Annotated in this window: 24 protein-coding genes; 13 read left to right on the forward strand and 11 right to left on the reverse strand. The window is 45.1% G+C overall.

The features are described 5' to 3' along the window. Positions 1–486: 486 nt before the first annotated feature. The 8 genes from MMA19_RS13330 to luxS all read left to right on the forward strand — a co-directional run bounded on the left by MMA19_RS13330 (position 487) and on the right by luxS (position 10481). Positions 487–744 carry an oxaloacetate decarboxylase subunit gamma gene (locus MMA19_RS13330; RefSeq protein WP_006075158.1) on the forward strand — a complete coding sequence of 86 codons (258 nt, stop codon included), beginning with the start codon at positions 487–489 and terminating at the stop codon, positions 742–744. Between the two features lie 32 nt (positions 745–776). Then, entirely contained in the window at positions 777–2564 is a 1788-nt protein-coding gene (gene oadA / locus MMA19_RS13335; RefSeq protein ID WP_240206443.1) for a sodium-extruding oxaloacetate decarboxylase subunit alpha, read from the forward strand. Between the two features lie 9 nt (positions 2565–2573). Next, positions 2574–3704 (forward strand): sodium ion-translocating decarboxylase subunit beta, encoded by a 1131-nt coding sequence (locus MMA19_RS13340; RefSeq protein ID WP_006075160.1) that lies wholly within the window; start codon positions 2574–2576, stop codon positions 3702–3704. A 192-nt stretch (positions 3705–3896) separates the two neighbouring features. After that, a complete protein-coding gene (locus MMA19_RS13345; RefSeq protein WP_031495420.1) occupies positions 3897–4847 on the forward strand; it encodes an NADP-dependent oxidoreductase in 951 nt (316 codons plus the stop codon). Then, positions 4841–5296: a YqaA family protein gene (locus tag MMA19_RS13350; RefSeq protein WP_031495418.1), complete on the forward strand. Its 456-nt coding sequence runs from the start codon at positions 4841–4843 to the stop codon at positions 5294–5296. Before MMA19_RS13345 ends, MMA19_RS13350 begins: the two co-directional genes overlap by 7 nt. A gap of 9 nt (positions 5297–5305) precedes the next feature. Beyond that, on the forward strand, positions 5306–8164 hold the full coding sequence (locus MMA19_RS13355) for a pitrilysin family protein (RefSeq protein ID WP_240206444.1): 2859 nt from the start codon (positions 5306–5308) through the stop codon (positions 8162–8164). Between the two features lie 111 nt (positions 8165–8275). Continuing rightward, complete coding sequence (gene gshA, locus MMA19_RS13360; protein ID WP_240206445.1) at positions 8276–9868, forward strand: glutamate--cysteine ligase; 1593 nt, start codon at positions 8276–8278, stop codon at positions 9866–9868. A gap of 94 nt (positions 9869–9962) precedes the next feature. After that, on the forward strand, positions 9963–10481 hold the full coding sequence (luxS, locus tag MMA19_RS13365; protein WP_031493706.1) for an S-ribosylhomocysteine lyase: 519 nt from the start codon (positions 9963–9965) through the stop codon (positions 10479–10481). Between the two features lie 90 nt (positions 10482–10571). Here luxS and ruvX read toward each other — a convergent pair whose 3' ends face one another. The 8 genes from ruvX to metK all read right to left on the reverse strand — a co-directional run bounded on the left by ruvX (position 10572) and on the right by metK (position 17104). Continuing rightward, positions 10572–10997: a Holliday junction resolvase RuvX gene (gene ruvX / locus MMA19_RS13370; protein ID WP_006075166.1), complete on the reverse strand. Its 426-nt coding sequence runs from the start codon at positions 10995–10997 to the stop codon at positions 10572–10574. 42 nt (positions 10998–11039) lie between these two features. Further along, the gene (locus MMA19_RS13375) at positions 11040–11609 is read right to left on the reverse strand and encodes a YqgE/AlgH family protein (protein ID WP_031493705.1); all 570 of its coding nucleotides are present in this window, start codon (positions 11607–11609) and stop codon (positions 11040–11042) included. 17 nt (positions 11610–11626) lie between these two features. Further along, on the reverse strand, positions 11627–12574 hold the full coding sequence (gene gshB / locus MMA19_RS13380; RefSeq protein WP_063605854.1) for a glutathione synthase: 948 nt from the start codon (positions 12572–12574) through the stop codon (positions 11627–11629). 13 nt (positions 12575–12587) lie between these two features. Further along, a complete protein-coding gene (gene rsmE / locus MMA19_RS13385) occupies positions 12588–13319 on the reverse strand; it encodes a 16S rRNA (uracil(1498)-N(3))-methyltransferase (protein ID WP_240206446.1) in 732 nt (243 codons plus the stop codon). 80 nt (positions 13320–13399) lie between these two features. Next, entirely contained in the window at positions 13400–14110 is a 711-nt protein-coding gene (locus MMA19_RS13390) for an endonuclease (protein ID WP_240206447.1), read from the reverse strand. Positions 14111–14207: 97 nt separating this feature from the next. Further along, on the reverse strand, positions 14208–14717 hold the full coding sequence (locus tag MMA19_RS13395) for a SprT family zinc-dependent metalloprotease (protein WP_006075171.1): 510 nt from the start codon (positions 14715–14717) through the stop codon (positions 14208–14210). Between the two features lie 82 nt (positions 14718–14799). Continuing rightward, positions 14800–15594, reverse strand: coding sequence for a DUF2189 domain-containing protein (locus MMA19_RS13400; protein ID WP_240206448.1), 795 nt, complete (start codon positions 15592–15594; stop codon positions 14800–14802). Between the two features lie 358 nt (positions 15595–15952). Next, the gene (metK, locus tag MMA19_RS13405; protein WP_006075173.1) at positions 15953–17104 is read right to left on the reverse strand and encodes a methionine adenosyltransferase; all 1152 of its coding nucleotides are present in this window, start codon (positions 17102–17104) and stop codon (positions 15953–15955) included. A gap of 307 nt (positions 17105–17411) precedes the next feature. Between metK and tkt the strand changes: the two genes are divergently transcribed. Further along, positions 17412–19424 (forward strand): transketolase, encoded by a 2013-nt coding sequence (gene tkt, locus MMA19_RS13410; protein ID WP_240206576.1) that lies wholly within the window; start codon positions 17412–17414, stop codon positions 19422–19424. Between the two features lie 67 nt (positions 19425–19491). On the opposite strand, the gene MMA19_RS13415 is transcribed toward tkt, so the two are convergent. Beyond that, entirely contained in the window at positions 19492–19722 is a 231-nt protein-coding gene (locus tag MMA19_RS13415) for a hypothetical protein (RefSeq protein ID WP_240206449.1), read from the reverse strand. 189 nt (positions 19723–19911) lie between these two features. On the opposite strand from MMA19_RS13415, the gene epd reads away from it, so the two are divergent. From epd to mscS, 4 genes are all read left to right on the forward strand, one after another. Further along, a complete protein-coding gene (epd, locus tag MMA19_RS13420) occupies positions 19912–20937 on the forward strand; it encodes an erythrose-4-phosphate dehydrogenase (protein ID WP_240206450.1) in 1026 nt (341 codons plus the stop codon). Positions 20938–21089: 152 nt separating this feature from the next. Beyond that, positions 21090–22253, forward strand: a complete 1164-nt coding sequence (locus MMA19_RS13425; protein WP_006075685.1) for a phosphoglycerate kinase — start codon at positions 21090–21092, stop codon at positions 22251–22253. Positions 22254–22389: 136 nt separating this feature from the next. Next, positions 22390–23466, forward strand: coding sequence for a class II fructose-bisphosphate aldolase (gene fbaA, locus MMA19_RS13430; protein ID WP_031494713.1), 1077 nt, complete (start codon positions 22390–22392; stop codon positions 23464–23466). Positions 23467–23727: 261 nt separating this feature from the next. Beyond that, positions 23728–24594 carry a small-conductance mechanosensitive channel MscS gene (gene mscS, locus MMA19_RS13435; RefSeq protein ID WP_038228944.1) on the forward strand — a complete coding sequence of 289 codons (867 nt, stop codon included), beginning with the start codon at positions 23728–23730 and terminating at the stop codon, positions 24592–24594. A 37-nt stretch (positions 24595–24631) separates the two neighbouring features. Here mscS and MMA19_RS13440 read toward each other — a convergent pair whose 3' ends face one another. Continuing rightward, entirely contained in the window at positions 24632–25135 is a 504-nt protein-coding gene (locus MMA19_RS13440) for a YbaK/EbsC family protein (protein ID WP_038228947.1), read from the reverse strand. 2 nt (positions 25136–25137) lie between these two features. Further along, the gene (locus MMA19_RS13445; protein WP_240206451.1) at positions 25138–25758 is read right to left on the reverse strand and encodes a LysE/ArgO family amino acid transporter; all 621 of its coding nucleotides are present in this window, start codon (positions 25756–25758) and stop codon (positions 25138–25140) included. Between the last annotated feature and the right edge of the window lie 69 nt (positions 25759–25827).

A 25827-nucleotide genomic window follows, 5' to 3' on the forward strand; every position in this document is an offset into this window, starting at 1 on the left:
GCTCGTAGCTCAGCTGGATAGAGTACCTGGCTACGAACCAGGCGGTCGAAGGTTCGAATCCTTCCGAGCGCGCCATTATTTAGAAACCTCGCTTAGGCGGGGTTTTTTATTAACAAAAATTTATCATATCAATAACCTTGTGATTACAACGTGATGTTTTTTAAGGATAAATCGCGGTAATTTTAAGCCTGTCTCAGTTTTCCAACCCCAGTTTGTTTATGTTGAAATCTATGGTTGAGTCATAGTATGAAGTTCTGTGTAAGTACAAATACACCATAAATTGTCGTGCTCATCATAGTTTTTCATTTGAATGACGTTTTAATGACGACTGTAGATTAAACAAAATTGACAAACTTTCACCAATCGAGATAATCCTAGACCTCTTGCAATGGATCAATGCAAGAACCATTGCTTGTCAATCTGTGTGCAGTGACGCCACGTTTTATGATTGAGTAACTTGTCAGGATGACAAAGAAAGGACGCAACATGACTAATATTGGAAGCCTGCTAGGAGACGCAGCCGCCCTAATGTTCACGGGTATGGCTGTTGTATTTGTATTCCTAACAATCCTCGTTTATCTCGTTCGGTTAATGTCGAAATTGGTACCAGAAGAAGTGCCCGAACCGATCGCAGTTCCTACAAAAATTAAAACACAACAATCCCCCTCAAATGGTGTTAGCCCAAGTGTTGTTGCAGCGATTTCTGCCGCTGTTCATCAATACCGCACTTCGGCCGCTAAATAGATTGAGTTAAAGCTTAAAAGGAGTTAATGAGCATGTCTAAACCACTAGCTATCACGGACGTGGTACTTCGTGACGCCCACCAGTCTCTGTTCGCAACGCGGATGCGTATTGAAGATATGTTACCTATCGCAGCTGAGCTCGATAAAGTGGGGTATTGGTCTTTAGAAACTTGGGGGGGCGCAACCTTTGATGCGTGTATTCGTTTCTTAGGGGAAGATCCTTGGGAACGCTTACGCGAACTTAAAAAAGCCATGCCAAACACACCAATGCAGATGCTATTGCGTGGACAAAACCTATTGGGTTACCGCCACTATGCTGATGATGTGGTGGAAGAATTTGTTGAACGTGCCCATGCCAATGGTATGGACGTGTTTCGTATTTTTGACGCGATGAATGATGTACGCAACTTTGAAAAAGCAGTAAAAGCTGCTGTTGATGTTGGTGCTCACGCGCAAGGTACACTGTCTTATACGACAAGCCCTGTACATAACACGGATACATGGGTTGATTTAGCCAAGCGCTTAGAAGACTTAGGTTGTCATTCTTTATGTATTAAAGACATGTCTGGCTTACTTAAACCTTATGAAGCCGAAGAACTTATCTCACGCATAAAATCATCATGTGAAGTGCCACTTGCGCTGCACTGTCATGCAACAACCGGGCTATCAACGGCAACGGCGGTTAAAGCAGTCGAAGCTGGGATAGATATTCTAGATACGGCTATCTCTTCAATGAGTCAGACTTATGGCCACACGCCTACAGAGACCGTTGTGGCAATGCTGCAAGGCACTGAACGTGATACTAATCTTAAGCTCGAGCAGATTGAACCTATCGCAGCGTATTTCCGTGAAGTTCGTAAGAAGTATGCGAAATGGGAGGGTCAACTGAAAGGTGTTGATTCACGTATCCTTATTGCGCAAGTTCCAGGTGGCATGCTGACCAATATGGAAGGGCAGCTAAAAGAACAAGGTGCAGCGGATCGTATTGATGAAGTTCTCGAAGAAATCCCAAGAGTTCGTGAAGATCTTGGCTTTATTCCTTTGGTGACGCCAACATCACAGATTGTTGGTACTCAAGCGGTGATCAACGTATTAACGGGTGAGCGCTATAAGAGTATTACTAAAGAGACAGCTGGTGTGCTTAAAGGGGAATACGGTAAGGCGCCAGCAGAAGTTAACGCTGAACTTCAAGCAAAAGTGCTCGATGGTGCCCAAGCGATTACCTGTCGTCCAGCTGATTTATTGGAAGCGGAACTCGACACATTGACGGAAGACCTACTGCAAAAAGCAAAATCCGATGGTATTTCCCTTGCCGAAGATACAGTGGATGATGTTCTTACTTATGCGCTCTTCCCTCAAGTAGGGCTTAAGTTCTTGAAAAATCGCCATAACCCTGATGCGTTTGAGCCTGCTCCTGGTAAAGAAGAAGCAAAACCTGCTGTCCCTGTTGCAGCTCCAACAGCAAGTGCCGCGGGAATTGAGTCTTATAGCGTGAAAGTCGATGGTCAGGTTTACGATGTTGAAGTGGGTCCAAAAGGTGAGCTTACTTCAGTGACACCTGCGTCCGTAGCACCTGCCACCACTCCAGCTCCTGCTGCTGCAACGAATGTTGAAGCGGTTTCTGCTCCGTTAGCGGGGAATATCTTTAAAGTTAATGTTGCATCTGGTGCTCAGGTTCAAGAAGGTGATGTGCTACTTATCTTAGAAGCGATGAAGATGGAAACAGAAGTGCGTGCTGCGCAAAGCGGCGTGGTTCAAGATGTACACGTGAAAGAAGGTGATGCTGTTGTTGTAGGCGCACCTCTTGTTAGCTTAGCGTAAGGGAGCACCATGGAAGGATTGATGACCTTATGGTCAGAAACAGGGATCGCTAACTTTGAATTCGGCCAAATCTGCATGATCTTGGTCGGATGCACCTTGCTGTTCTTAGCGATTCGTAAGGGCTTTGAACCACTACTACTTTTACCTATTGGCTTTGGCGCTATTTTAGCGAACATTCCAAATGCTGGTTTTACCGAGCCGGGTGGTTTGCTGTACTACGTCTATTATATCGGTATCGAGTCTGGCGTGTTCCCATTACTCATCTTTATGGGTGTCGGAGCAATGACTGACTTTGGAGCATTAATCGCTAACCCGAAAACCTTATGGTTAGGGGCTGCGGCTCAGTTTGGTATCTTCGCTACCTTGTTTGGTGCAATTTTGCTGAACTATGTACCGGGTATGGAGTTCTCGATGCAAGATGCTGCTTCCATTGCCATCATCGGTGGTGCGGATGGTCCAACAGCTATCTTCTTAGCAAGCCGACTTTCACCGGATCTTCTCGGTGCAATTGCGGTCGCTGCATATAGCTACATGGCATTGGTTCCTATTATCCAGCCACCGATTATGAAAGCACTGACCACGCCAGAAGAACGTACTATTAAGATGGCGCAACTTCGCCATGTTAGTAAAGGTGAAAAGATATTATTCCCATTGGCCGTCTTGTTGATGACTATCTTGTTCCTCCCTTCAGCAACACCTTTAGTGGGTATGTTCTGTCTGGGTAACTTGATGCGAGAGGCCGGCGTTGTCGACCGATTATCGAAGACGGCACAAAATGAGCTCATCAATATTGTGACGATCTTCTTAGGTCTTGGTGTGGGCTCGAAGCTTCAAGCAGAAGAGTTCCTAAATTTTGAGACCTTGGGTATTCTCGCTCTCGGCGCTGTTGCCTTTAGTATCGGTACTGGGGCTGGGGTGTTAATGGCGAAGCTGCTTAACAAATACTCTAAAGAAGATATTAACCCGTTGATTGGTGCAGCTGGTGTTTCTGCGGTACCTATGGCTGCGCGTGTCGTAAATAAGGTGGGCTTACAAGCTAACCCACAAAACTTCCTTTTGATGCATGCAATGGGTCCTAACGTAGCTGGCGTATTAGGCTCGGCAGTAGCTGCAGGTATCTTGTTAGCTCTGGTAGGCTAAATGCGAATCCATATTGTATTAATCGGGGGAGCTTAGGCTCCCCCTTTTTTATCTTTGGTTATCAGGCCAAGATAATGAGTCACAAAAGTGATTGAATTTGTTACATACTGGATGTGGGTTGATGAAAAGATAATCTAGACTCAAACAGGTATTTCGTTACTATGGAATCTCAAATTGGAAGAGGAAGCCGCGATGAAGTGTAAACAAATAGTCATCCCAGAATTTGGTTCAGCAGAAGTATTGGCATTTCAGGAGGTCGATATTCCTCAACCAAAAGCCGGTGAGGTGCTGGTAAAAGTCGCCTATGCTGGCATTAATCCTATTGATGTGAAGACGCGTGCTGGATTGGGGTGGGCGGCAGCTGAAAACAAAGATAACTTACCTTGGGTACCGGGTTATGATATCTCGGGCTCAATTGCTGGTTTAGGTAAAGGCGCACAGGCGTTTGAAGTAGGCCAAGAGGTCGTGGGATTTATTGGGTTTCCTCTTCGTGCAGGTGGTTATAGTCAATATGTGTGTGTACCCGAAACAGAGCTTACTGCGTTGCCTAACACGGTTGCCTTAGAGGCAGCAGCAGCGTTGCCATTGGCTGGGCAAACAGCAGCACAAGCAATTAATAAAGCTCAGGTGCAAGAGGGCGAGCGAGTGTTAATCCTAGCGGGTGCAGGTGGCGTTGGTCACATCGCGGTTCAACTAGCAGTGGCGACTAAAGCAGAGGTGTACACCACTTGCAGTGAGCGCAATCTCGATTATTTGGCTACATTAGGCGCTCATGCTATCAATTATGAATTCGCGCCAGCTTCAGAGCGACTAAGCGATGTCGATGTACTGATTGACCTAGTCGGTGGTGATGTCGCGTTAGATGCACTTAAGTGTCTTAAAGATAATGCTAGAGTTATCACCATTCCGACGATTACGGCAGAGCTAGTATGCGAAAAAGCCAAACTTCTTGGTTTTGAAGCGAGTGGAATGCTAGTGTCTCCCGATACCAAACAAATGGAAACCTTACTGTATATGGTAGGTGTTGGACTGTTAAAAACCGAAATTCAGCACGTTTTCCCTTATTCACAAGTGGTTGAGGCTCACCAACAAGTCGAAACCAGCCGCACTCGCGGCAAAGTCCTACTTGATATGCAATGCTAGAAACATTTTCTCAATACCTAGCGGAGTCATGGTTTGCCGACTCCGCACTCGCGGTTCTTTTTATTTCTGGGTTTTTAAGTGCGACCTTGCTTCCAGGTGGCTCAGAAGCCGGGCTAGTGGCAACCTTAAGTTTGCAACAATACACTCCGGCCATGGTGATTTTGGTTGCTACCATAGGGAATACTCTTGGAGGGTTAACCAACTACTGGATTGGTATTTGGTTGCCAAATCGAACTCAGGAAGAGAAACATGGTCATAAAGCCATGGCATGGATACAGAAATATGGTTACTGGACGTTATTGTTGAGTTGGTTACCCGTCATTGGCGACCCTTTGTGTTTAGCAGCAGGTTGGCTGCGGATGAAGTTTCTGCCATGTGTTGTGCTTATTGCGATTGGTAAAGCGCTACGTTATATCGCGCTGACCGCTATCTTCTACGGTCTTTTCTAAGGAGCATTTATGAAAAAGATCTGGCTCGGCGTTCTATCGCTGGTCTTTCTATACGGTTGCAGTAGTAACGAACCGTCAAATCAAGCCAGTAGTGTTTTACCTAAAGGTGTCACTCTAATTGAAGAGGCCAAAGCTGACCCAGACAAGGTCATGATTCCTTATTCTAAATACCGTTTGGAAAATGGCCTCACTGTTATCTTAGCGCCCGATGACTCGGATCCTTTAGTACATGTGGATGTCACCTATCATGTGGGATCGGCTCGTGAAGAGGTCGGAAAGTCCGGTTTCGCACACTTCTTTGAACATATGATGTTCCAGGGTTCAGAACACGTCGGTGATCAGCAACATTTTAAGATCATTACCGAAGCGGGTGGCACTTTAAACGGTACGACCACGCGCGATCGCACTAATTATTTTGAAACTGTTCCATCTAACCAATTAGAGAAAATGTTGTGGCTTGAAGCGGATCGTATGGGCTTTTTGCTTGGAGCAGTTTCTCAGAAAAAATTTGAAATTCAGCGTGATACGGTAAAAAACGAACGTGCTCAAAACTACGATAACCGTCCTTATGGCCTGATATGGGAGAAAATGGGTGAAGCCATGTTCCCTGAAGGGCACCCCTATTCTTGGCAGCCAATTGGGTATGTTGAAGATCTTGATCGTGTTGACGTGAATGATCTTAAAGCATTTTTCCTACGTTGGTATGGACCAAACAATGCCGTGCTCACCATTGGTGGTGACATCGATAAAGCACAAACATTGGCATGGGTAGAAAAATACTTCGGTTCTATTCCGAGAGGACCTGAAGTCGACAAAGCACCAAAACAGCCAGCAGTGCTGCCAAACGATCGTTACGTGACGTTAGAAGATCGTATTCGTCAGCCGATGGTAGTGATTGGTTGGCCTACGACGAGCTATCGAGGCGCAAAAGATCAAGCCGTGCTCGAGGCAATGGCTGACGCCATCGGTGGTGGCACCAATAGCTTGTTGTATCAAAAACTAATCAAGACGCAAAAGGCGCTCGATGCTGGGGCATTCAACGATTGTAATGAGCTAGCTTGTAACTTCTACGTGTACGCTATGGGCGCTTCAACAGATAAAGATGGTCTAAAAGCGCTATACAACGAGTTGTTAGCGACGTTAAATGAGTTTGAAAAACAAGGCATCAGTGAAGAGAGGCTGAAACAGATCACTGGCCTTTCTGAATCAGGTGCTGTTTTCGCACTGCAAAGTGTCAAAGGTAAGGTCTCTCAGTTAGCCTCTAACGAAACCTTCTTTGGGCAACCAGATCGCTTAGAACAGCAATTAAAGCAGATACGTGCGGTTACTCCTCAGGATGTGGCTAATGCTTACGACACCTTCATCAACGATAAGCATAAAGTCACCTTGAGTGTGGTGCCTAAAGGCCGTAAAGATATGGCGGTAGAGCCTGCTAACTTCGTGACTCCGCCTAGAACATTACCGAAATATAGCAAAGTGACGGAAGAGCAATTGGTATTCCGACGACCTGTTGACACCTTTGATCGCAGCGTTATGCCTAAAGTAGCGGAAGGGGTTAAAGCTAAGATGCCAGCACTTTACAGCTTGCAGTTTGATAATGGCAGTGAGCTACTAGGTACAGAAACACGAGAAACACCAACGGTGGAGATTCACTTCCAATTGCCTGCAGGCGATCGCTATGTTGCGAAAGGAAAAGAAGGCTTAGCGGGGCTAACAGCTTCCATGATGGAGGAAGGAACCACAACACGCAGCGTGGAAGAACTGCAAGCAGAGCTCGATCGATTAGGTAGCCGAATTGGGTTTAGCGCAGGAGCTTACACCACACGCGTGTCGGTCTCGGCTCTAGCGAAGAACTTGCCAGAGACCTTAGCGCTGCTCGAGGATGCGCTATTCCACCCTGCCATGAAACAGGAAGACTTTGACCGCTTGAAAGCACAAACGCTAGAAGGCTTGGTTTACCAACATCAGAAACCAAGCTGGATGGCATCACAAGCGACAAGAGAGGTGTTGTTTGGAGACTCTGTATTTGGCCGCTCATCTGATGGTACTGAAGCGTCGATTGCTTCAATTACGCTTGATGACGTGAAGCGCTTCTATCGCAAGCACTACACACCACAAGGGGCTCAAATAGTGGTGGTTGGCGATATTTCCCAGAAACAGATCAAGAAGCAATTGGCATTTTGGCAGTCTTGGAACGGAGAAGCGACACCACTGATTCGTCCGGAAGCAGTAGCGCCTTTAACTGGTCAACATATCTTCTTGGTAGATAAGCCAGCTGCACCACAAAGTATTGTACGGTTGGTGCGCCGAGGGTTGCCGTTTGACGCAACGGGCGAGCTGTATTTGAGTCGACTGGCTAACTTTAATTTGGCGGGTAACTTCAATAGCAGGATCAATCAGAATTTGCGAGAGGACAAAGGTTACACCTATGGTGCGAGTGGTTATTTCGCGAGTAATCGTGAAATTGGAGCGATTGTCTTTAGTGCTCAAGTGAGAGCTAACGCGACGATTCCTTCAATTGAAGAGCTCATTAAAGAGTTAAAAGACTACAGCCAAAATGGTATGACCGATGAAGAACTAGAGTTTATGCGCCTTGCTGTGGGACAACAAGATGCATTGACTTACGAAACACCAAGTCAAAAAGCCAGTTTGTTGTCGTCAATTTTAACCTATAGTTTGGATAAGGATTACCTCCAGCAGCGCAATGACATTGTAGAATCGGTCGACAAATCGGTGCTTAATGAGCTGGCTGCGAAGTGGTTCGATCCAAACCAATACCAAATCATAGTTGTGGGAGACGCGAAGAGTCTAAAACCGCAACTTGAGAAACTGAATATTCCAATTGAAGAACTTGAAATCACACAATAGAGTGACCATATAGAAGGGATGGGTGGCATCGGCTCTTGTTTATTCAATAAGATAGCGTGTATGGTGTCCCCAGTCTTCAATTGGAATAACGAACTATAAGCGAATCGCATTGTGACTAAATTTGCTGCGCGACTGGATCAAGTTGCTAAAGACCAAACCATTTTTAAACAGTTTGGACGAGGTGTGGAAAGGGAATCGTTGCGTTATACCGACGATGGCCACTTAGCGACAACGCCGCATCCAGAGGCGCTAGGCTCAGCCCTAACGAACGAATACATTACGACGGATTTCTCCGAATCACTACTGGAGTTTATTACACCAGTTTCTCGTGATGTTGATACGCTGATCAATCAGTTATCTGATATCCATCATTTTACTCAGACGAAATTAGGCAACGAGAAATTGTGGCCACTGTCTATGCCCTGTTATGTGGGCAGTGAAGATGATATCGCCTTAGCTCAATATGGCAGCTCGAACTCTGGACGTATGAAGACACTTTATCGTCAAGGACTAAAGCATCGCTACGGTAGCTTAATGCAGATCATTTCCGGCGTGCATTTTAACTTCTCATTCCCAGAGTCATTCTGGGATGCGCTATTTGGTGAGCAAGACGAAAAAGCACGCCAAGATGCGAAATCGGAAGCCTACTTCGGTCTTATCCGAAACTATTACCGTTTTGGCTGGTTAATTCCTTATTTCTTTGGTGCGTCACCGGCCATTTGCGCGTCTTTCCTGCAAGGAAAGGAGACTAAACTGCCATTTGAAAAAGTGGGCGGCACGCTCTATTTGCCAAAAGCAACGTCGCTGAGACTGAGTGATTTGGGTTATACCAATAGCGCTCAGAGTGCACTTAAAATTGGTTTTAACAGTCTTGACCAGTACCTTGAAGGGCTAAACCAAGCGATCCACACTCCTTCTGAAGATTTTGCCAAGATTGGCGTAAAAGTGGATGGAAAGTATCGCCAGCTTAACGACTATGTGTTGCAGATTGAGAATGAGCTGTATGCTCCGATTCGTCCTAAACGTGTGGCTCAAAGCGGTGAAAAACCATCAGAAGCGCTATCACGTGCAGGTGTTGAGTACATTGAAGTTCGCTCTTTAGATGTGAATCCATTTAGTCCAATTGGAATTACTGCGGATCAGATTCGTTTCTTAGATCTCTTCTTAACTTGGTGTGTTTTGAAAGACTCTGAGCCTATGGACAATTGTGAACTTGAATGTTGGCGTGAAAACTGGAACAAAGTGATTGTTGAAGGCCGACAAGTTGGACTTGAACTGAAAATCGGTTGTGACGGTGAAGTGCTTGATAGCCAATCATGGGTAAAACGTGTGTTCGTGGACCTTCGAGAAATCGCTAAACATATGGATGCTGCTCACGGTGGCAACGAATATCAAAAAGTGTGTGACACACTGGAAGCTTGGAACGACGACCCTGAACTGTCCATTTCTGGCCGTTTACTTGAGAAAACAAAGGCATTAGGTGGTCTAGGTAAAGTGGGTTGCGAGCTTGGTAAAGAATACCGCCAGAAGAACTTAGATCATCAATATCATGCTTATTCGTCTGATCTTATGGAAACGGAAGTGATTCGTTCGGTTGAAGTTCAGAAAGTGATTGAAGCTTCAGACAAAGAAAGTTTCGATGATTTCTTAACGAACTATTTTGCGTATCTCACCCCAGAACGTATGCAGGCGATTAACAAGTAAGTGTGGTTGCACCTCTAGGTGTAGCCCCTTACAATCGAGCCACTAATCACTTACTCACGGCTTTTGCGGTGAATAACGCTAAGGAGAATCAATCATGCCACTACTGGATAGCTTCACGGTAGACCACACAAAGATGCACGCACCAGCCGTACGTGTAGCGAAAACAATGCAAACCCCAAAAGGCGACACCATCACGGTGTTTGACTTACGTTTCACGGCGCCAAACAAAGATATCCTTTCTGAGAAAGGCATCCACACGCTTGAGCACCTATACGCTGGCTTTATGCGTGCACACCTAAATGGTGATGCTGTTGAAATCATCGATATTTCTCCAATGGGCTGCCGTACAGGTTTCTACATGAGCTTAATCGGTACACCTTCAGAGCAACAAGTAGCTGACGCTTGGTTAAGCGCGATGCAAGACGTTCTGAAAGTAGAAAGCCAGAACAAGATTCCTGAGCTAAATGAGTATCAGTGTGGTACGGCGGCTATGCACTCTTTAGAAGAGGCAAAAGCGATTGCGGAAGCGATTATTGCTGCGGGTATTCAAGTAAACAAAAACGACGAACTGGCTCTGCCAGAGTCAATGCTTCAAGAATTGAAAGTCGATTAATTACGTGTTTAATTAATGACCTTAGTAGGTTGAGTAGACATAATCGATTAAAAAGGATGACTCATTGGTCATCCTTTTTTGTTACTGAACTTAAGCCCATTGCGCTTCAAACCAGCTTTCTAAAATCACTACCGCTGACTGACAGTCAACATTGCCCTTCGATAGAGCTTTATAACCACCCATCTCAAATAATTCTGCTCGCGCTTCCGCGGTGGATAGACGCTCATCGTGCAACTCTACTTGAAGCCCAAATCGGCCATGAACTCGATTAGCAAACTTTTTCGCTCGTGCGGTAATTTCCTCTAGTGCTTTGCCATGCAGATCCGTCGGTAATCCAACAACGATCAGATCTGGTTGCCACTCTTTGAGCATAGCCTCAATATCATCCCAGTTTGGAATGCCGTCTTTGGCTTTGAAGGCTTTCAGTGGACTTGCGGTGCCAGTGACTTCTTGACCAATGGCGCTACCAATACTCTTGGTTCCATAATCGAAGGCGATAATGGTTCTGGATGTCATAGTGTTTTGTCTCTTACGTCGTACAGTAAACGATTCGGGAGGTTAGGCATGCCCGACTTGCGTGGATAACTGGGCAATATCAATGCCAAGCATAGCAACGGCGGTACTCCATCTTTCTTCGACTGGAGTATCAAAAATGATGCTAGGATCAGCTTCAATGGTTAACCAAGAGTTTTCAGCCAACTCAGATTCAAGTTGGCCGGCACTCCATCCAGAGTAGCCGAGAGCCACCAGATAGTTATCAGGCTGAGCATCAGTACCGAGTACCGCCAGAATATCTTTTGAGGTCGTGACAGAAACCTTGTCCGTGATCTGTATGCTTGATTGATATTTATCTTTAGGTTTATGGAGGATAAAACCTCGATCTTCAGACACTGGGCCTCCATTTAGCACCGGCTCATCGAGGCTCTTGCTGTGAGTGGTTTGAGAGGCAATGGGTAACTCGACCTGCACTTGCTTGAGCATGTTGGCAACGGTGACATCAATAGGGGTATTGATCATAATCCCCATTGCGCCTTCTTCATTATGTTCACACACATAAATGACGCTGCGCTGAAAGTAGGGATCTTGCATCCCCGGCATAGCAACAAGAAAATGGTTGGCTAGGTTCATCATGGCCTCTCCCACGGTTACTTCCCTAAACGGCGCTCGATGGCATCCATCAGCTTGCCAGTAATAGAGATGTCAAAGGCGGCCTCAATCTCACGAATGCAAGTTGGGCTGGTGACATTGATTTCAGTTAGTTTGTCGCCAATCACATCCAGACCTACAAATATTAGGCCTTTCTCTTTTAAAGTTGGAGCAACGGCTTCGGCTATTTGCTTATCTGTCTCACTTAAGGGACGAGCTTCACCACGGCCACCTGCAGCCAGGTTACCACGTGTTTCACCTTTCGCTGGAATGCGAGCTAAGCAATATGGCATAGGCTCTCCGTCAACGACGAGGATGCGCTTGTCACCATTGCTGATGTCAGGAACAAAAGTCTGTGCCATTGCGTAATTTTGACCGTGATTAGTCAACGTTTCAATAATAACGGACACGTTAGGGTCATCTTGCTTAACGCGGAAAATGGAGGCACCGCCCATACCATCTAGTGGCTTAAGAATAACGTCACCATGCTGGTCACGGAACTGCTTAATCTTGTCTGCTTTGCGGGTCACAATCGTCGTTGGAGTAAGCTCTGGGAACCAAGCTGTGAATAGCTTTTCGTTGCAGTCACGTAGACTTTGTGGCTTGTTAACGATTAATGTGCCTTTCTCCTCTGCGCGCTCGAGGATGTATGTCGCGTAAATGTATTCAGTATCAAATGGTGGATCCTTGCGCATCAATACGGCATCAAGTTCTGACAGCTCAATAGTTTGCTCAGAAGTGAATTCATACCAACCATTTGGGTCTTCTTTCAGCGTGACAATCTTGGTATCGGCAACGGCTGTACCTTGATCTAAATGCAGATCGTTCATTTCCATATAATGGATTTCATAACCACGACGTTGGGCTTCCAACATCATTGCGAAACTAGAATCTTTCTTAATGTTGATGGATGAAATTGGATCCATCACGATACCGAGTTTGAGCATTATTTTTCTCCCGTTAACCTAAATCGCCAAAGCGTACTTGCAGTGCAGTGATGGCTGTTAATGCCGCCGTTTCTGTTCGCAAAACACGAGGACCAAGCAGGGTTTCTTCGAATTGATATTGTTCTGTCATTTCAATTTCTTGCGCCGATAGACCTCCTTCAGGGCCTATAAGCAGGCGAACCTTAGTAACAGGTTCTGGCAAGGTATTGATTGAATATTTCGCTCTTGGATGTAGGTTGAGCTTAAGGGCTTCCGATGGCTCCGCACACCATTGCTCTAACGACATAATCGGTCGAATTTCAGGAATGGTGTTACGCCCGCATTGTTCGCAAGCACTGATAGCAATCTTTTGCCATTGCTGCAGTTTCTTTTCAAAGCGTTTAGCATCGAGCTTAACGCCGCAGCGCTCTGAGATAAGCGGGGTGATGGTATTGACGCCTAACTCAACCGACTTTTGAATAGTGAACTCCATTTTGTCACCACGAGAAATGACCTGACCTAAATGCAGATCCAAAGGTGATTCTATGCTGGCCGACGCTTTTTCTTGTATGTCGACGTCCACATTCTTTTTGCCAATCTGAGTAATAGTGGCTGGAAATTCATGGCCCGAGCCATCAAATAACAACACTTCTTGACCTTCTTTCATGCGCAATACGCGGCCCACATGGCCAGCGGCATCTTCACTTAGTGCAAGAGTCCCTAAAGCGTGGATTGGTTCAGGGTGATAGATACGAGGTATACGCATAAAAACTTCCAAAGAACAAAACTGTATAGAGGTATAAGATGGATGCCCGCCCATAAAATTACAAGGGCTGGCGTCTCGATTTAGCTAGGATTTTTACAGGCTTCTGCCACAAATGGGTTATCGTTGCCTTGAATACGCTTGATGCGTTCATTGCGAGTGCACTCCCAAGTGTCGACAGGGTAAGTTTTATTCCAGGCTTGCATTAACTGTGTTTGTTGTTTGGATAGCTTAAACCCGTACTCTTTACTCATATATAAGTAGGTGCGGGCGATGGAACCTTTAGCTCGGTCTGGTGGCATGACTTTGCGTTGTTTGAAGTTAACTTGCATCTCGCAACGACCATAACTGACGCCATCAATACCATTCCACTGAGAGAAGTTGTAATTGGAGCGGTCGCCATTGACTTCACCGATAGCCGGTGTGAGATTGTGTAAATCTGCCTCCATTAATTTGAAAGCTTTATCGTTTCGAGTGCAGTTCTTCCGGCCACCTTCTTGCCAGCATTGGCGCTGGTGGCCAAATTGCCATGCGGGAACGACATGTTCCCATTCAATACGACTCGCACGTTTCTGCTGTTTGCGGACTTGATAACCACAAGATGACAGGTCTGGAACGCCTTTTTTGCCTTGCCATTGAATATCACACCCACAGTAAAAACTGATAGGGTGATCCGCATAGATTTTGACGGCTTCTTTCTTCGCTTTGCTAAAGCTACTAGGTGGAGCACTAAGCGCTGAGAATGAGGTAAAACCGATGAATAGCGCCAAGACAAAAGATAAATAACGATTCATTGCAAGTCTTTAAAAAGGTTGAGATAACCTAGTTTAACTCGCAAAAAGTGCCTAATCTACCGATAGATATGTAGATTACTCGGCAAAGACCCTCAATTTAACTGAGTTGTTTGCCCGTGAATTCAATTTGGCTGCCACATTTTCGGCAACGATAACTGGCCTGCTGACGCATCACTTTGTTGTGTCTTCTTATGGATACGGGGAAAGTGTCGCACTGACAGCGGTATTCGAAGGTACGACCTTGAACGGATTGAACATTCATAGAATGTGTGGTCTTGGGTGTTAACGAAAAGACTTGGTTCATAACCATTTGCCACTCCATTCCATGTGGGCGCACTCGACCAAAGCAAGCAAACGTAATGAGGTGAGCGACTTCATGTGGAATCACTTCGTTGATAAAAGCTTGTTGGTTCTCGGCAAACAAGACAGGATTTAAACGTATCTCCCACGCTTGCAAGTAGGCTTTTCCCGCCGCTTTGCCACGAAGTTGGTAGTTGAGCGCGGGCATGCGAAAGTCTCGCTCAAAGTAGTGACGAGCCTTTTCGATACATTGTGCTAGTTTTTTTACTGCGAGGTAGTGCAGCTCTTCGGATGGAGATGATTTCATTTAACTCAATCAAAAAATAACGCCCAAATGAGGGCGTTATTCTAGAGACATTGGTTATGTTTGCAATATATTGCTCGATGGCTTAAGGATGATGTTTTTTCTTAATGGTCTCGTGATAAGCGTGCCATGTACCATAGCCTAGGATTGGCATAGTAATGATCATCCCAATGCCATAGGTAGCGAAGCCAATCAAGATACCGCCACAGATTACCAAAGCCCAAACAATCATGGCTGGTATATTCGATTTGACCGCATTGAAGCTAGTAAACACGGCGGTCATCACATCGACGCGTCTCTCCATCATGAGTGGAATCGAGAACGCTGAAATGCTGAAGATAATCGAAGCAATCACAGCTCCAATAACACTACCCGTAATCAAAAATGGTGCAAAATCAGTCAAGGGTGCGCCTTGCACAGAAGGGTAGAGAGCGTGCAACAAGGCTGCGATTCTCATCCAGAAAATCATCGCTACAGCGAGTAAAACAGCAAATGCCCACTGTGAGGTGGAATTTCTACCGATGGCGTTCATGGAGTGGAACAGACTGGGTTTGTGTCCTTTTTCTCTTTCCCAAGCAGCGTCATACAATCCAAGTGCCAAAAATGGCCCTATGAGCATATAAACCACCAAACTTGGCATGATGACCAGATGAGTTCCTTGCCATTGTACTAATAGCACAATCGCGACAGCGGCAGCAGTAAAGCATAAGCCATAAAATGCGCTGATAATTGGCATCCGAATAAGGTCATGCAAACCAAGTGCTAACCAGTGAAATGGTGCTGATACACTCAGTTGATTGCAAGGAATAGTTTTAGCGTAATCTTGATCCCTGACTTCGTGTTTCTTGTGGAAGTCGTCGGTATTTACAGTTCGAGGCATATGTCCTCCCTGATTTGACAAACTGGCCTACGTTTCTCAGGGCATGGCGCTAACTATGCTGGTCATTCAGCACGAACAGATCTAGCAAAATGTCGTTGTTTAGCGTCTTCCCCTCATAAGTGCTCTATTTACAGTACGAACCACAGACCTGAAAAGGTCTGTTTGCAAGGGCACTTTTGATTAACTATTAACCGAGTTGTGAGAAAACACAATTTTTAGAAGGGTATAAATCACGTGCTGCAATATCTATTTTTAACAATATTGCAACAAAGTGTTTGAAATGGTTAGCAATAAATACTAAAAAGCCTTCAAAAAATATTTTGAAGGCTTTTTAGAGTATTAGTTCAGAGTTGGCAGATTATAAACCAGCAAAGTCGCGTAGGATTGCTGCTTTGTCTGTCGCTTCCCATGGGAACTCTTCACGACCGAAGTGACCGTATGCTGCTGTCTTCTTATAAATTGGCTGAAGAAGGTTTAGCATCTCTTGCAGACCATATGGACGTAGGTCGAAGTTTTGACGTACTGCTTCGACGATGATGTCGTGAGATACTTTTTCAGTACCGAATGTTTCCACCATGATAGAGGTTGGATCAGCAACACCGATAGCGTAAGAAAGTTGGATTTCACAACGATCTGCCATACCAGCAGCAACAATGTTTTTCGCTACATAACGTGCTGCATATGCTGCAGAGCGGTCTACTTTTGATGGATCTTTACCAGAGAATGCACCACCACCGTGACGAGCTGCGCCGCCGTATGTATCAACGATGATCTTACGACCTGTTAGACCACAGTCACCCATTGGACCACCGATTACGAAACGACCGGTTGGGTTGATGAAGAAGTTAGTTTCTTTGTTGATCCACTCTGATGGTAGTACTGGTTTGATGATCTCTTCCATTACCGCTTCGCGTAGGTCTGGTGTAGAGATTGAATCACAGTGCTGAGTTGAAAGAACAACGGCATCGATACCAACTATCTTACCTTGGTCATATTGGAACGTTACTTGAGATTTAGCGTCAGGACGCAACCAAGGTAGAGTACCGTTCTTACGCACTTCTGCTTGTTTTTGAACAAGACGATGAGAGTAAGTAATAGGAGCTGGCATTAGGATGTCAGTTTCGTTAGTTGCGTAACCGAACATGATGCCTTGGTCACCAGCGCCTTGTTCTTTAGGGTCTGCTTTATCAACGCCCTGGTTGATGTCTGGAGACTGTTTACCGATAGTATTTAGTACCGCACAAGAATCAGCGTCAAAGCCCATATCTGAATGAACGTAACCGATCTCACGAACAGTTTCACGAGTCAATTCTTCGATATCAACCCATGCTGAAGTAGTGATCTCACCACCTACCATCACCATGCCAGTCTTAACGTACGTTTCACAAGCAACACGTGCTTTTGGGTCTTGTTCTAGGATTGCATCAAGTACCGCATCAGAAATTTGGTCAGCGATTTTATCTGGATGGCCTTCTGATACAGATTCAGAAGTAAACAGGTGCTTAGCCATGAGAGCTCCAATTACATTTTAAAGTGAGAATATCGTACTCACTTATAGAAAATTCAATGATATATTGTAGGTGTATCTACATCTAGACGTCTATTCTATTCATCAATGTTCGATTAGCAAGCGATTTTTGCTTTTAAGTTATAGCCAATCGTTTGCCTATTTTTGTCAACGAAACGCGCTTTAGTACGACATTATCGCGGCAAAAAGCCAAAAAATGACGGTAAAACGTTTGCAGAGAGTATGGGGCTTTGCGACAATAGCGCCGCTGATTATTCGTTCAGCTTATGAAAAACTTGGAATTCGCTTAATGCACTCAGGAGCCTACATGTCTTCTCGTAAACAACTCGCTAATGCAATCCGCGCGCTAAGCATGGATGGTGTTCAACAAGCTAACTCAGGTCACCCAGGTGCGCCAATGGGTATGGCTGATATCGCTGAAGTTCTTTGGCGTTCTCACCTAAATCACAACCCGTCAAACCCAGAGTGGGCTGACCGCGACCGTTTCGTACTATCAAACGGCCACGGCTCAATGCTGATTTACTCTCTGCTTCACCTAAGCGGCTACGAGCTATCAATTGACGATTTGAAAAACTTCCGTCAACTGCACTCTAAAACGCCAGGTCACCCAGAGTACGGCTATGCACCAGGTATCGAGACGACGACTGGTCCTCTAGGTCAAGGCATTACCAACGCGGTTGGTATGGCGATTGCTGAGAAATCTCTTGCAGCACAATTCAACAAAGAAGGTCACGACATCGTTGACCACTTCACTTATGTCTTCATGGGTGACGGCTGTCTGATGGAAGGTATCTCTCACGAAGCATGTTCTCTAGCAGGTACGCTAGGTCTAGGTAAGCTGATTGCTTTCTGGGATGACAACGGTATTTCTATCGATGGTGAAGTGGAAGGTTGGTTCTCTGATGACACACCTAAGCGCTTCGAAGCATACGGCTGGCACGTAATTCCTGCAGTAGACGGTCACGATGCTGATGCAATCAATGCAGCGATTGAAGCGGCAAAAGCGGATCCTCGTCCAACACTAATTTGTACTAAAACCATCATCGGTTTTGGTTCACCAAACAAAGCGGGCTCTCACGACTGTCACGGTGCACCACTAGGTCACGACGAAATTGCAGCAGCACGTGAATTCCTGGGTTGGGAACACGGTCCATTCGAAATCCCTGCTGACATTAAAGCAGAGTGGGATGCAAACGAAGCGGGTAGCGCAAAAGAAGCAGCTTGGAACGAGAAGCTAGCGGCTTATGAAGCGGCTTACCCAGAACTAGCGGCTGAGTTTAAGCGTCGTGTGAACGGTGAGCTTCCAGCTCAGTGGGAACAAGAAGCAAGCAAGATCATTGCTGATCTTCAAGCGAACCCAGCAAACATTGCATCTCGTAAAGCGTCTCAAAATGCTCTAGAAGCGTTCGGTAAGATGCTTCCAGAATTCATGGGCGGCTCTGCTGACCTAGCACCATCAAACCTCACCATGTGGTCTGGCTCTCAGTCGCTAACGGCTGACGATGCGTCTGGTAACTACATCCACTACGGTGTACGTGAATTCGGTATGACCGCGATCATCAATGGTATCGCTCTGCACGGTGGTTTCGTACCATACGGTGCAACCTTCTTAATGTTCATGGAATACGCTCGTAACGCAATGCGCATGGCTGCACTGATGAAAGTGCAAAACATCCAAGTTTACACTCACGATTCTATCGGTCTGGGTGAAGATGGCCCAACACACCAACCGGTTGAGCAAATCGCATCACTACGCGTAACACCAAACATGAGCACATGGCGTCCATGTGACCAAGTAGAGTCTGCGGTTGCTTGGAAATACGCGATTGAGCGTAAAGACGGTCCAACATCGCTCATCTTCTCTCGTCAAAATCTTGCACAACAAGCTCGTAACGCAGAGCAGCTAGCCAATGTTGCCAAGGGTGGTTACATCCTGAAAGACTGTGAAGGTACACCTGAGCTGATCCTTATCGCTACAGGCTCTGAAGTTGAGCTAGCAACAAACGCTTACGCTGAACTGACGGCTGAAGGTAAAAAGGTACGCGTAGTGTCTCTTCCTTCTACTGACGTATTTGATGCGCAAGATGAAGCATACCGTGAAGCAGTTCTTCCAGCGGCAGTGACTAAGCGTATTGCAGTTGAAGCAGGTATTGCGGATTACTGGTATAAGTATGTTGGCTTCGGTGGCAAGATTATCGGCATGACAACATTCGGTGAATCTGCGCCAGCGGGTGAGCTGTTTAAGATGTTTGGCTTCACAACTGAAAACGTTGTAAACACAGCAAAAGAGCTACTTGCTTAATTTAGAAGACTCAATAAGCATCGTTAGTACATGAAAAGCCGAGCCCTAGAGCTCGGCTTTTTTATGACTATTCAAATTCACTACCTTTGTTATCCAACTCGCGTCTGCCACAGGTTTGGCAAGTGACATAGCGGTCCATATCATAGTAGTGCCCGCCATTGATAAACGCGTGCAGCAATAACTTAATTCGACCAAGGATCTTTGGGTCTTTGTAATAGCGACTTGGTTTACGTATCAAGACTTCGTTATGAACAGTTTCTTTATTACATGATTGGCAGTAATGCTGACCAGTAAACATGGGGCACCTCCTGTGCAGTGAAAACGAGGTCGTTAAATGGCACGAGAGATGAACCCTTTAACCATGGTAGCAGAGTGAACTTTTAGTGGATGGCGTGTTTTGGAGACTTGCCTCGCAACTGTTAATGCGAAATGACAGTTGATCGGTTACTATGCACACCTTCATAACGTGAACTAAGGATGTAGTGCGATGTTAAAAGTGGCTATTAATGGCTTTGGTCGCATTGGACGAAATGTACTTCGAGCAATCTATGAAAGCGGTAAAAACGATAAAATACAAGTCGTCGCGGTCAACGAGCTTGCTCAACCTGAAGCAATGGCACATTTGCTTCAATACGATACTAGTCATGGTCGATTTGCCAAGAAGATCTCTCACGATCAAGAGCACCTGTATGTTAATCACAGCGATGGCAAGTTCGATACGATTCGAATTTTACACTCTGCTGAGATAAATTTGCTGCCTTGGCGTAATTTGGACGTTGAATTCGTCTTGGATTGCACCGGGGTATTTGGTTGCCGTGCCGATGGCCTAGAACATATCGCTGCGGGTGCTAAAAAAGTGCTATTTTCTCACCCTGGTTCACACGATCTTGATAACACTATTATTTATGGTGTGAATCATGACTCTTTGACACAAGAGCAGGTTATTGTTTCTAACGGCTCTTGCACCACTAACTGTATTGTTCCTGTCATTCAAGCGTTAGACGAAGCATTCGGCATCGATTCCGGTACCATTACCACTATTCACTCGGCGATGAATGACCAACAAGTTATTGATGCTTATCATAGTGACTTACGAAGAACGCGTGCTGCGAGCCATTCTATTATTCCAGTTGATACTAAATTGCATAAAGGTATTGAACGCATTTTTCCGAAATTTTCTAACAAATTTGAAGCAATTTCTGTCAGAGTGCCAACAATTAACGTCACCGCTATGGATTTAAGTGTAACTATAAATACGAATGTGAAAGTTAATGACGTAAATCAAGTCATTATTAACGCATCTCGGTGTACATTAGACGGCATTGTTGACTATACTGAAGCACCGCTGGTTTCGATAGACTTTAACCATGACCCACACAGTGCCATTGTCGATGGGACACAGACCCGAGTAAGCGATGGTCGCTTGGTCAAGATGTTGGTTTGGTGTGACAACGAGTGGGGCTTTGCTAATCGTATGTTAGACACTGCTTTAGCAATGCAGGCGTCCAAGTAGTATCAAGGGCGCAATTTGGGAAAATATTAATTTTGATGCTTGAAATTAATATTCATAAGCCCAATATAAGTAAGCAGTTGATGAATTCCAAAACTTGGCAAGAAGCCGGGTTTTCAAAAACTTTATTTATTTTTTAGTTGAGAGGACTAAACATGTCTGTAATCAAGATGACTGACCTGGAACTAGCAGGTAAACGCGTATTTATCCGTGCGGATCTGAACGTACCTGTAAAAGACGGTAAAGTAACTTCTGACGCGCGTATCCTAGCGTCTCTACCAACCATTAAGCACTGTCTAGAAGCTGGCGCTAAAGTAATGGTTACGTCTCACCTAGGTCGTCCTACTGAAGGCGAGTACGCAGAAGAGTTCTCTCTACAACCAGTTGTAAACTACCTAAACGACGCTCTTGATTGTGAAGTTAAGCTAGCAAAAGACTACCTAGAAGGTCTTGAGCTGAACACAGGTGAACTTGTTGTTCTTGAAAACGTTCGCTTCAACAAAGGCGAGAAGAAGAACGAGGAAGAGCTATCTAAGAAATACGCAGCACTATGTGACATCTTCGTTATGGATGCATTCGGTACAGCTCACCGTGCACAAGCATCTACTCACGGCGTTGGCATGAACGCACCAGTTGCGTGTGCAGGTCCTCTGCTAGCTAACGAACTAGAAGCGCTAGGTAAAGCAATGGATAAGCCAGCTCGTCCAATGGTTGCTATCGTAGGTGGTTCTAAAGTTTCTACTAAGCTAACGGTTCTTGAATCTCTATCTAAAATCGCTGACCAACTTGTTGTTGGTGGTGGTATTGCGAACACGTTCATCGCCGCTGCGGGTCACAACGTAGGTAAGTCTCTTTACGAAGCAGACCTAGTAGACACGGCTAAGAAGCTAATGGATGAGTGTGCAATTCCAGTGGCAACTGACGTTGCATGTGCAAAAGCATTCGACGAGAACGCTGAAGCAGAAATCAAACACGTTTCTGAAGTTCAAGACGACGATATGATTTTCGACCTAGGTCCAGACTCAACTGCTGAACTAGCGAAAATCCTAAAAGATGCTAAAACTATCCTATGGAACGGCCCTGTAGGTGTATTCGAGTTTAAGAACTTCGAAGCAGGTACTGAAGGCATTTCTAAAGCGATCGCTGAATCAGACGGTTTCTCTGTAGCAGGTGGTGGTGACACGCTAGCGGCTATCGACAAGTTCGGTATCAAAGCTGACGTTTCTTACATCTCTACAGGTGGCGGTGCATTCCTTGAGTTCGTTGAAGGTAAAGTACTACCAGCAGTAGCAATGCTTGAAGAGCGTGCTAAAGCATAATCATCTTTATAGAGCGGGCTTATTGGTCCGCTTTTATCTATGCTGCAATGGGTGATTAACTTTGATACAATGCCGCCCATTGTGAGCAAACGATTGCCAATTTTTATTTAAAACGACAGAAAATAGGACTTATTCCATGTCTAAGATCTTCGACTTCGTAAAACCAGGTGTTATCTCTGGCGATGACGTTCAAAAAGTATTTGAAGTTGCTAAAGAGAACAACTTCGCTCTTCCTGCAGTAAACGTAGTTAACACTGACTCTATCAACGGTGTTCTTGAAGCAGCAGCTAAAGTTAAAGCTCCAGTTGTTGTTCAGTTCTCTAACGGCGGTGCTGGCTTCTTCGCTGGTAAAGGCGTTAAGCTTGAAGGTCAAGGCGCGCAAATCCTAGGTGCAGTTGCTGGTGCAAAATACGTTCACGCAGTTGCTGAATCTTACGGTATCCCAGTAATCCTTCACACTGACCACGCTGCTAAGAAACTTCTACCTTGGATCGACGGTCTTCTAGATGCGGGTGAAGAGTTCTTCGCTCAAACTGGTAAGCCACTATTCTCTTCTCACATGATCGACCTTTCTGAAGAGTCTCTAGAAGAGAACATCGAAATCTCTGCTAAGTACCTAGCTCGCATGGCGAAAATGGGTATGACTCTTGAGATCGAACTAGGTTGTACTGGTGGTGAAGAAGATGGCGTTGATAACTCTCACATGGACGCATCTGAGCTATACACTTCTCCAGAAGACGTAGCATACGCATACGAGAAACTACACGCTGTTAGCCCACGTTTCACTATCGCTGCTTCTTTCGGGAACGTACACGGTGTATACAAGCCAGGTAACGTTGTTCTAACTCCAACTATCCTACGTGACTCTCAAGCATACTGTGCAGAGAAGTTCGGTATTGCACCTAACGCTCTAAACTTCGTATTCCACGGTGGTTCTGGTTCTACTGAAGCAGAAATCCAAGAGTCTATCGGCTACGGTGTTATCAAAATGAACATCGATACTGATACACAGTGGGCAACTTGGGATGGTATCCGTTCTTACGAAGCTGAGAACCACGATTACCTACAAGGTCAAATCGGTAACCCAACTGGTGAAGATGCGCCAAACAAGAAGTATTACGACCCACGCGTATGGCTACGTGCTGGTCAATCTTCAATGGTTGCTCGTCTAGAGAAAGCATTCGCTGACCTAAACGCTATCGACGTACTATAAGATTAAATCGTATAAGATTTAACTGATAGTCAGATTAAAAAAGTCGCTCTTTAGAGCGGCTTTTTTTGTGTCTGATGAAAATTATGTGATTGTGCTTAAAAAAACTGGCATAAACGTATATGTTTGCGTAACCTTTTGTTAAGTAATGTGTATTGGTATTCATACTCTCAATACATCTCACCAAGTGCACCTTTGCTAATAGTACAGTGGTATTAGCTAAGGTTCGCTACGCACTATTTATATTTTCAAGAGGTAAACAATATGGCCAATGAGTCAGTTGATATCCAAGCACCTATTGTGGATGGATTGTCGAAAGCGGAGCAGTGGTTAACCAACAACTCCGATTTACTTGTTCAATATGGCGTGAATATCATTTCAGCTATTCTGATTCTGTTTATTGGTAATATCGTTGTAAAAGCGGTGGCTAATAGCGTTTCTAAATTGCTGCATAAGAAGAAAATGGATAAGGCCGTTGTTGAGTTTATCCACGGTATTGTTCGCTACACATTATTCGTTATTGTTTTAATTGCCGCATTAAGCCGAATTGGTGTTCAAACTGCGTCAGTGGTAGCGGTAATTGGTGCCGCTGGTTTAGCCATCGGTCTAGCACTGCAAGGTTCACTATCAAACTTTGCAGCAGGTGTCTTGATTGTGGGTTTCCGTCCTTTCAAATCAGGTGACTATGTTGAGATCGGTGGAGTGGCTGGTTCAGTGGACTCTATTCAAATATTCCAAACGATTCTAACTACTCCAGATAATAAGATGGTTGTTGTGCCTAATGCTTCGGTTATTGGCTCACCAATCACGAACTACTCTCGTCATGCCACGCGTCGTATCGACCATGTTATCGGTGTCTCTTACGGTGCAGATCTGAAGAAGACTCAAGAAGTGATTCGTAGAACACTAGAGGCAGATGAGCGCATTCTAAAAGAGCCGGGTACTACGATTGGCGTTGTAGCCCTTGCAGACTCTTCAGTGAACTTTGTTGTACGTCCTTGGGTTCGTACCGAGCAGTACTGGGATGTATATTTTGACTCGCTCCAAGCAATCAAAGAAGCATTAGACGCAGAAGGCATCGAAATTCCATTCCCTCAAATGGATGTTCATTTGAACAAAGTTGAGAGCTAATCAGCGTTTTACTGTCAATAAAGCAAAAGGTGAAGCATTATGCTTCACCTTTTTTCATGTCTATTTCTATGATGTCATTGGGCAGCAGAGACAGTACTCGTTGTAAATCTGTTCCTGACAAACCGAAAGTCCATTCAGGTAACCCCGGGGTGTATAAGACTTCCTGAGCTGAAAACAAAGCCTTATCAACGACAATCATTATCTCGTCTGGTAACCCAATAGGACAGACCGCTCCTGGTACACAACCTATTTGTTCAGTCATATCTTCGTTGCTGCAAATTGAAGTGCGCTTCCCCACCGCTTGCTTCAATAGAGCTTTGTCGAGTCGGGTATCTTTATCGGTGAGAAAGAGTGCAAACCCGCCTCCTTTCTTCTTCAAAAATAGACTCTTACTATGAGTGCCTGTCCATCCTAGCTCTTTGGCAATTCGTTCATCAGTGGCAAAGTCGAGAATAGGCTCATGTTGCCATTGATTAAATGAAATAGCATGCTCATTGAGTAGGGCGACATTGGTCAAATATATCTGCTGGGTATTATCCATCGTTAGGCCATCAATCCTTTAGTCAGTAGCAAGGCGATAGTAAACATCATAGCGGCCACTGCCAAGTCGATACCTTTCTTCACTTTTGGTTTAGACAAGGTTGGTCCCAGTTTTGCGGCGCCAAGTGATAAGGAATAAAACCAAACAAACGATGCGAGTACAGTACCAATTGCAAAAGCGATACGATCATTTCCTTCAAACTGACCACCAATGGAGCCTAGAATGACCACGGTATCCAGATACAGGTGAGGATTTAATACCGTAACCGCTAATGCTCCTAGAACGACAGTGCGGCGACCGCGAGCTAAGACTTCACCTGAAGACTCTTGAGCCGATGGCTTTTTAAAAGCGCTCTTTAGAGAGAGCAGACCATAGCCAGTTAAAAATGCAATGCCGCCTAATGTTACCCCGGTAAGCAACAATTCATTTTGCGATAATATCGCACCGCCACCGAAGACCCCCAAAGAGATAAACGTCATATCTAGCAGGCTACAAACCGTTGCCGTCGTAAGATGATGATTACGCTTAATTCCTTGATTTAAAACATAAGCGTTCTGAGCGCCAATTGGGATAATCATTGTCGCGCCCAATCCGAAACCTTGAAGAAGCACCCAAAAATTCACTTTAATTTCCTCACCGCAGCATAAAAGAGAGCGTGAGAATAGCGATTCGTTTATGATTAGGATAGTTAA

Origin of the sequence: Vibrio sp. CyArs1 (assembly GCF_022432925.1) — a bacterium.
GTDB lineage: Bacteria > Pseudomonadota > Gammaproteobacteria > Enterobacterales > Vibrionaceae > Vibrio > Vibrio mediterranei.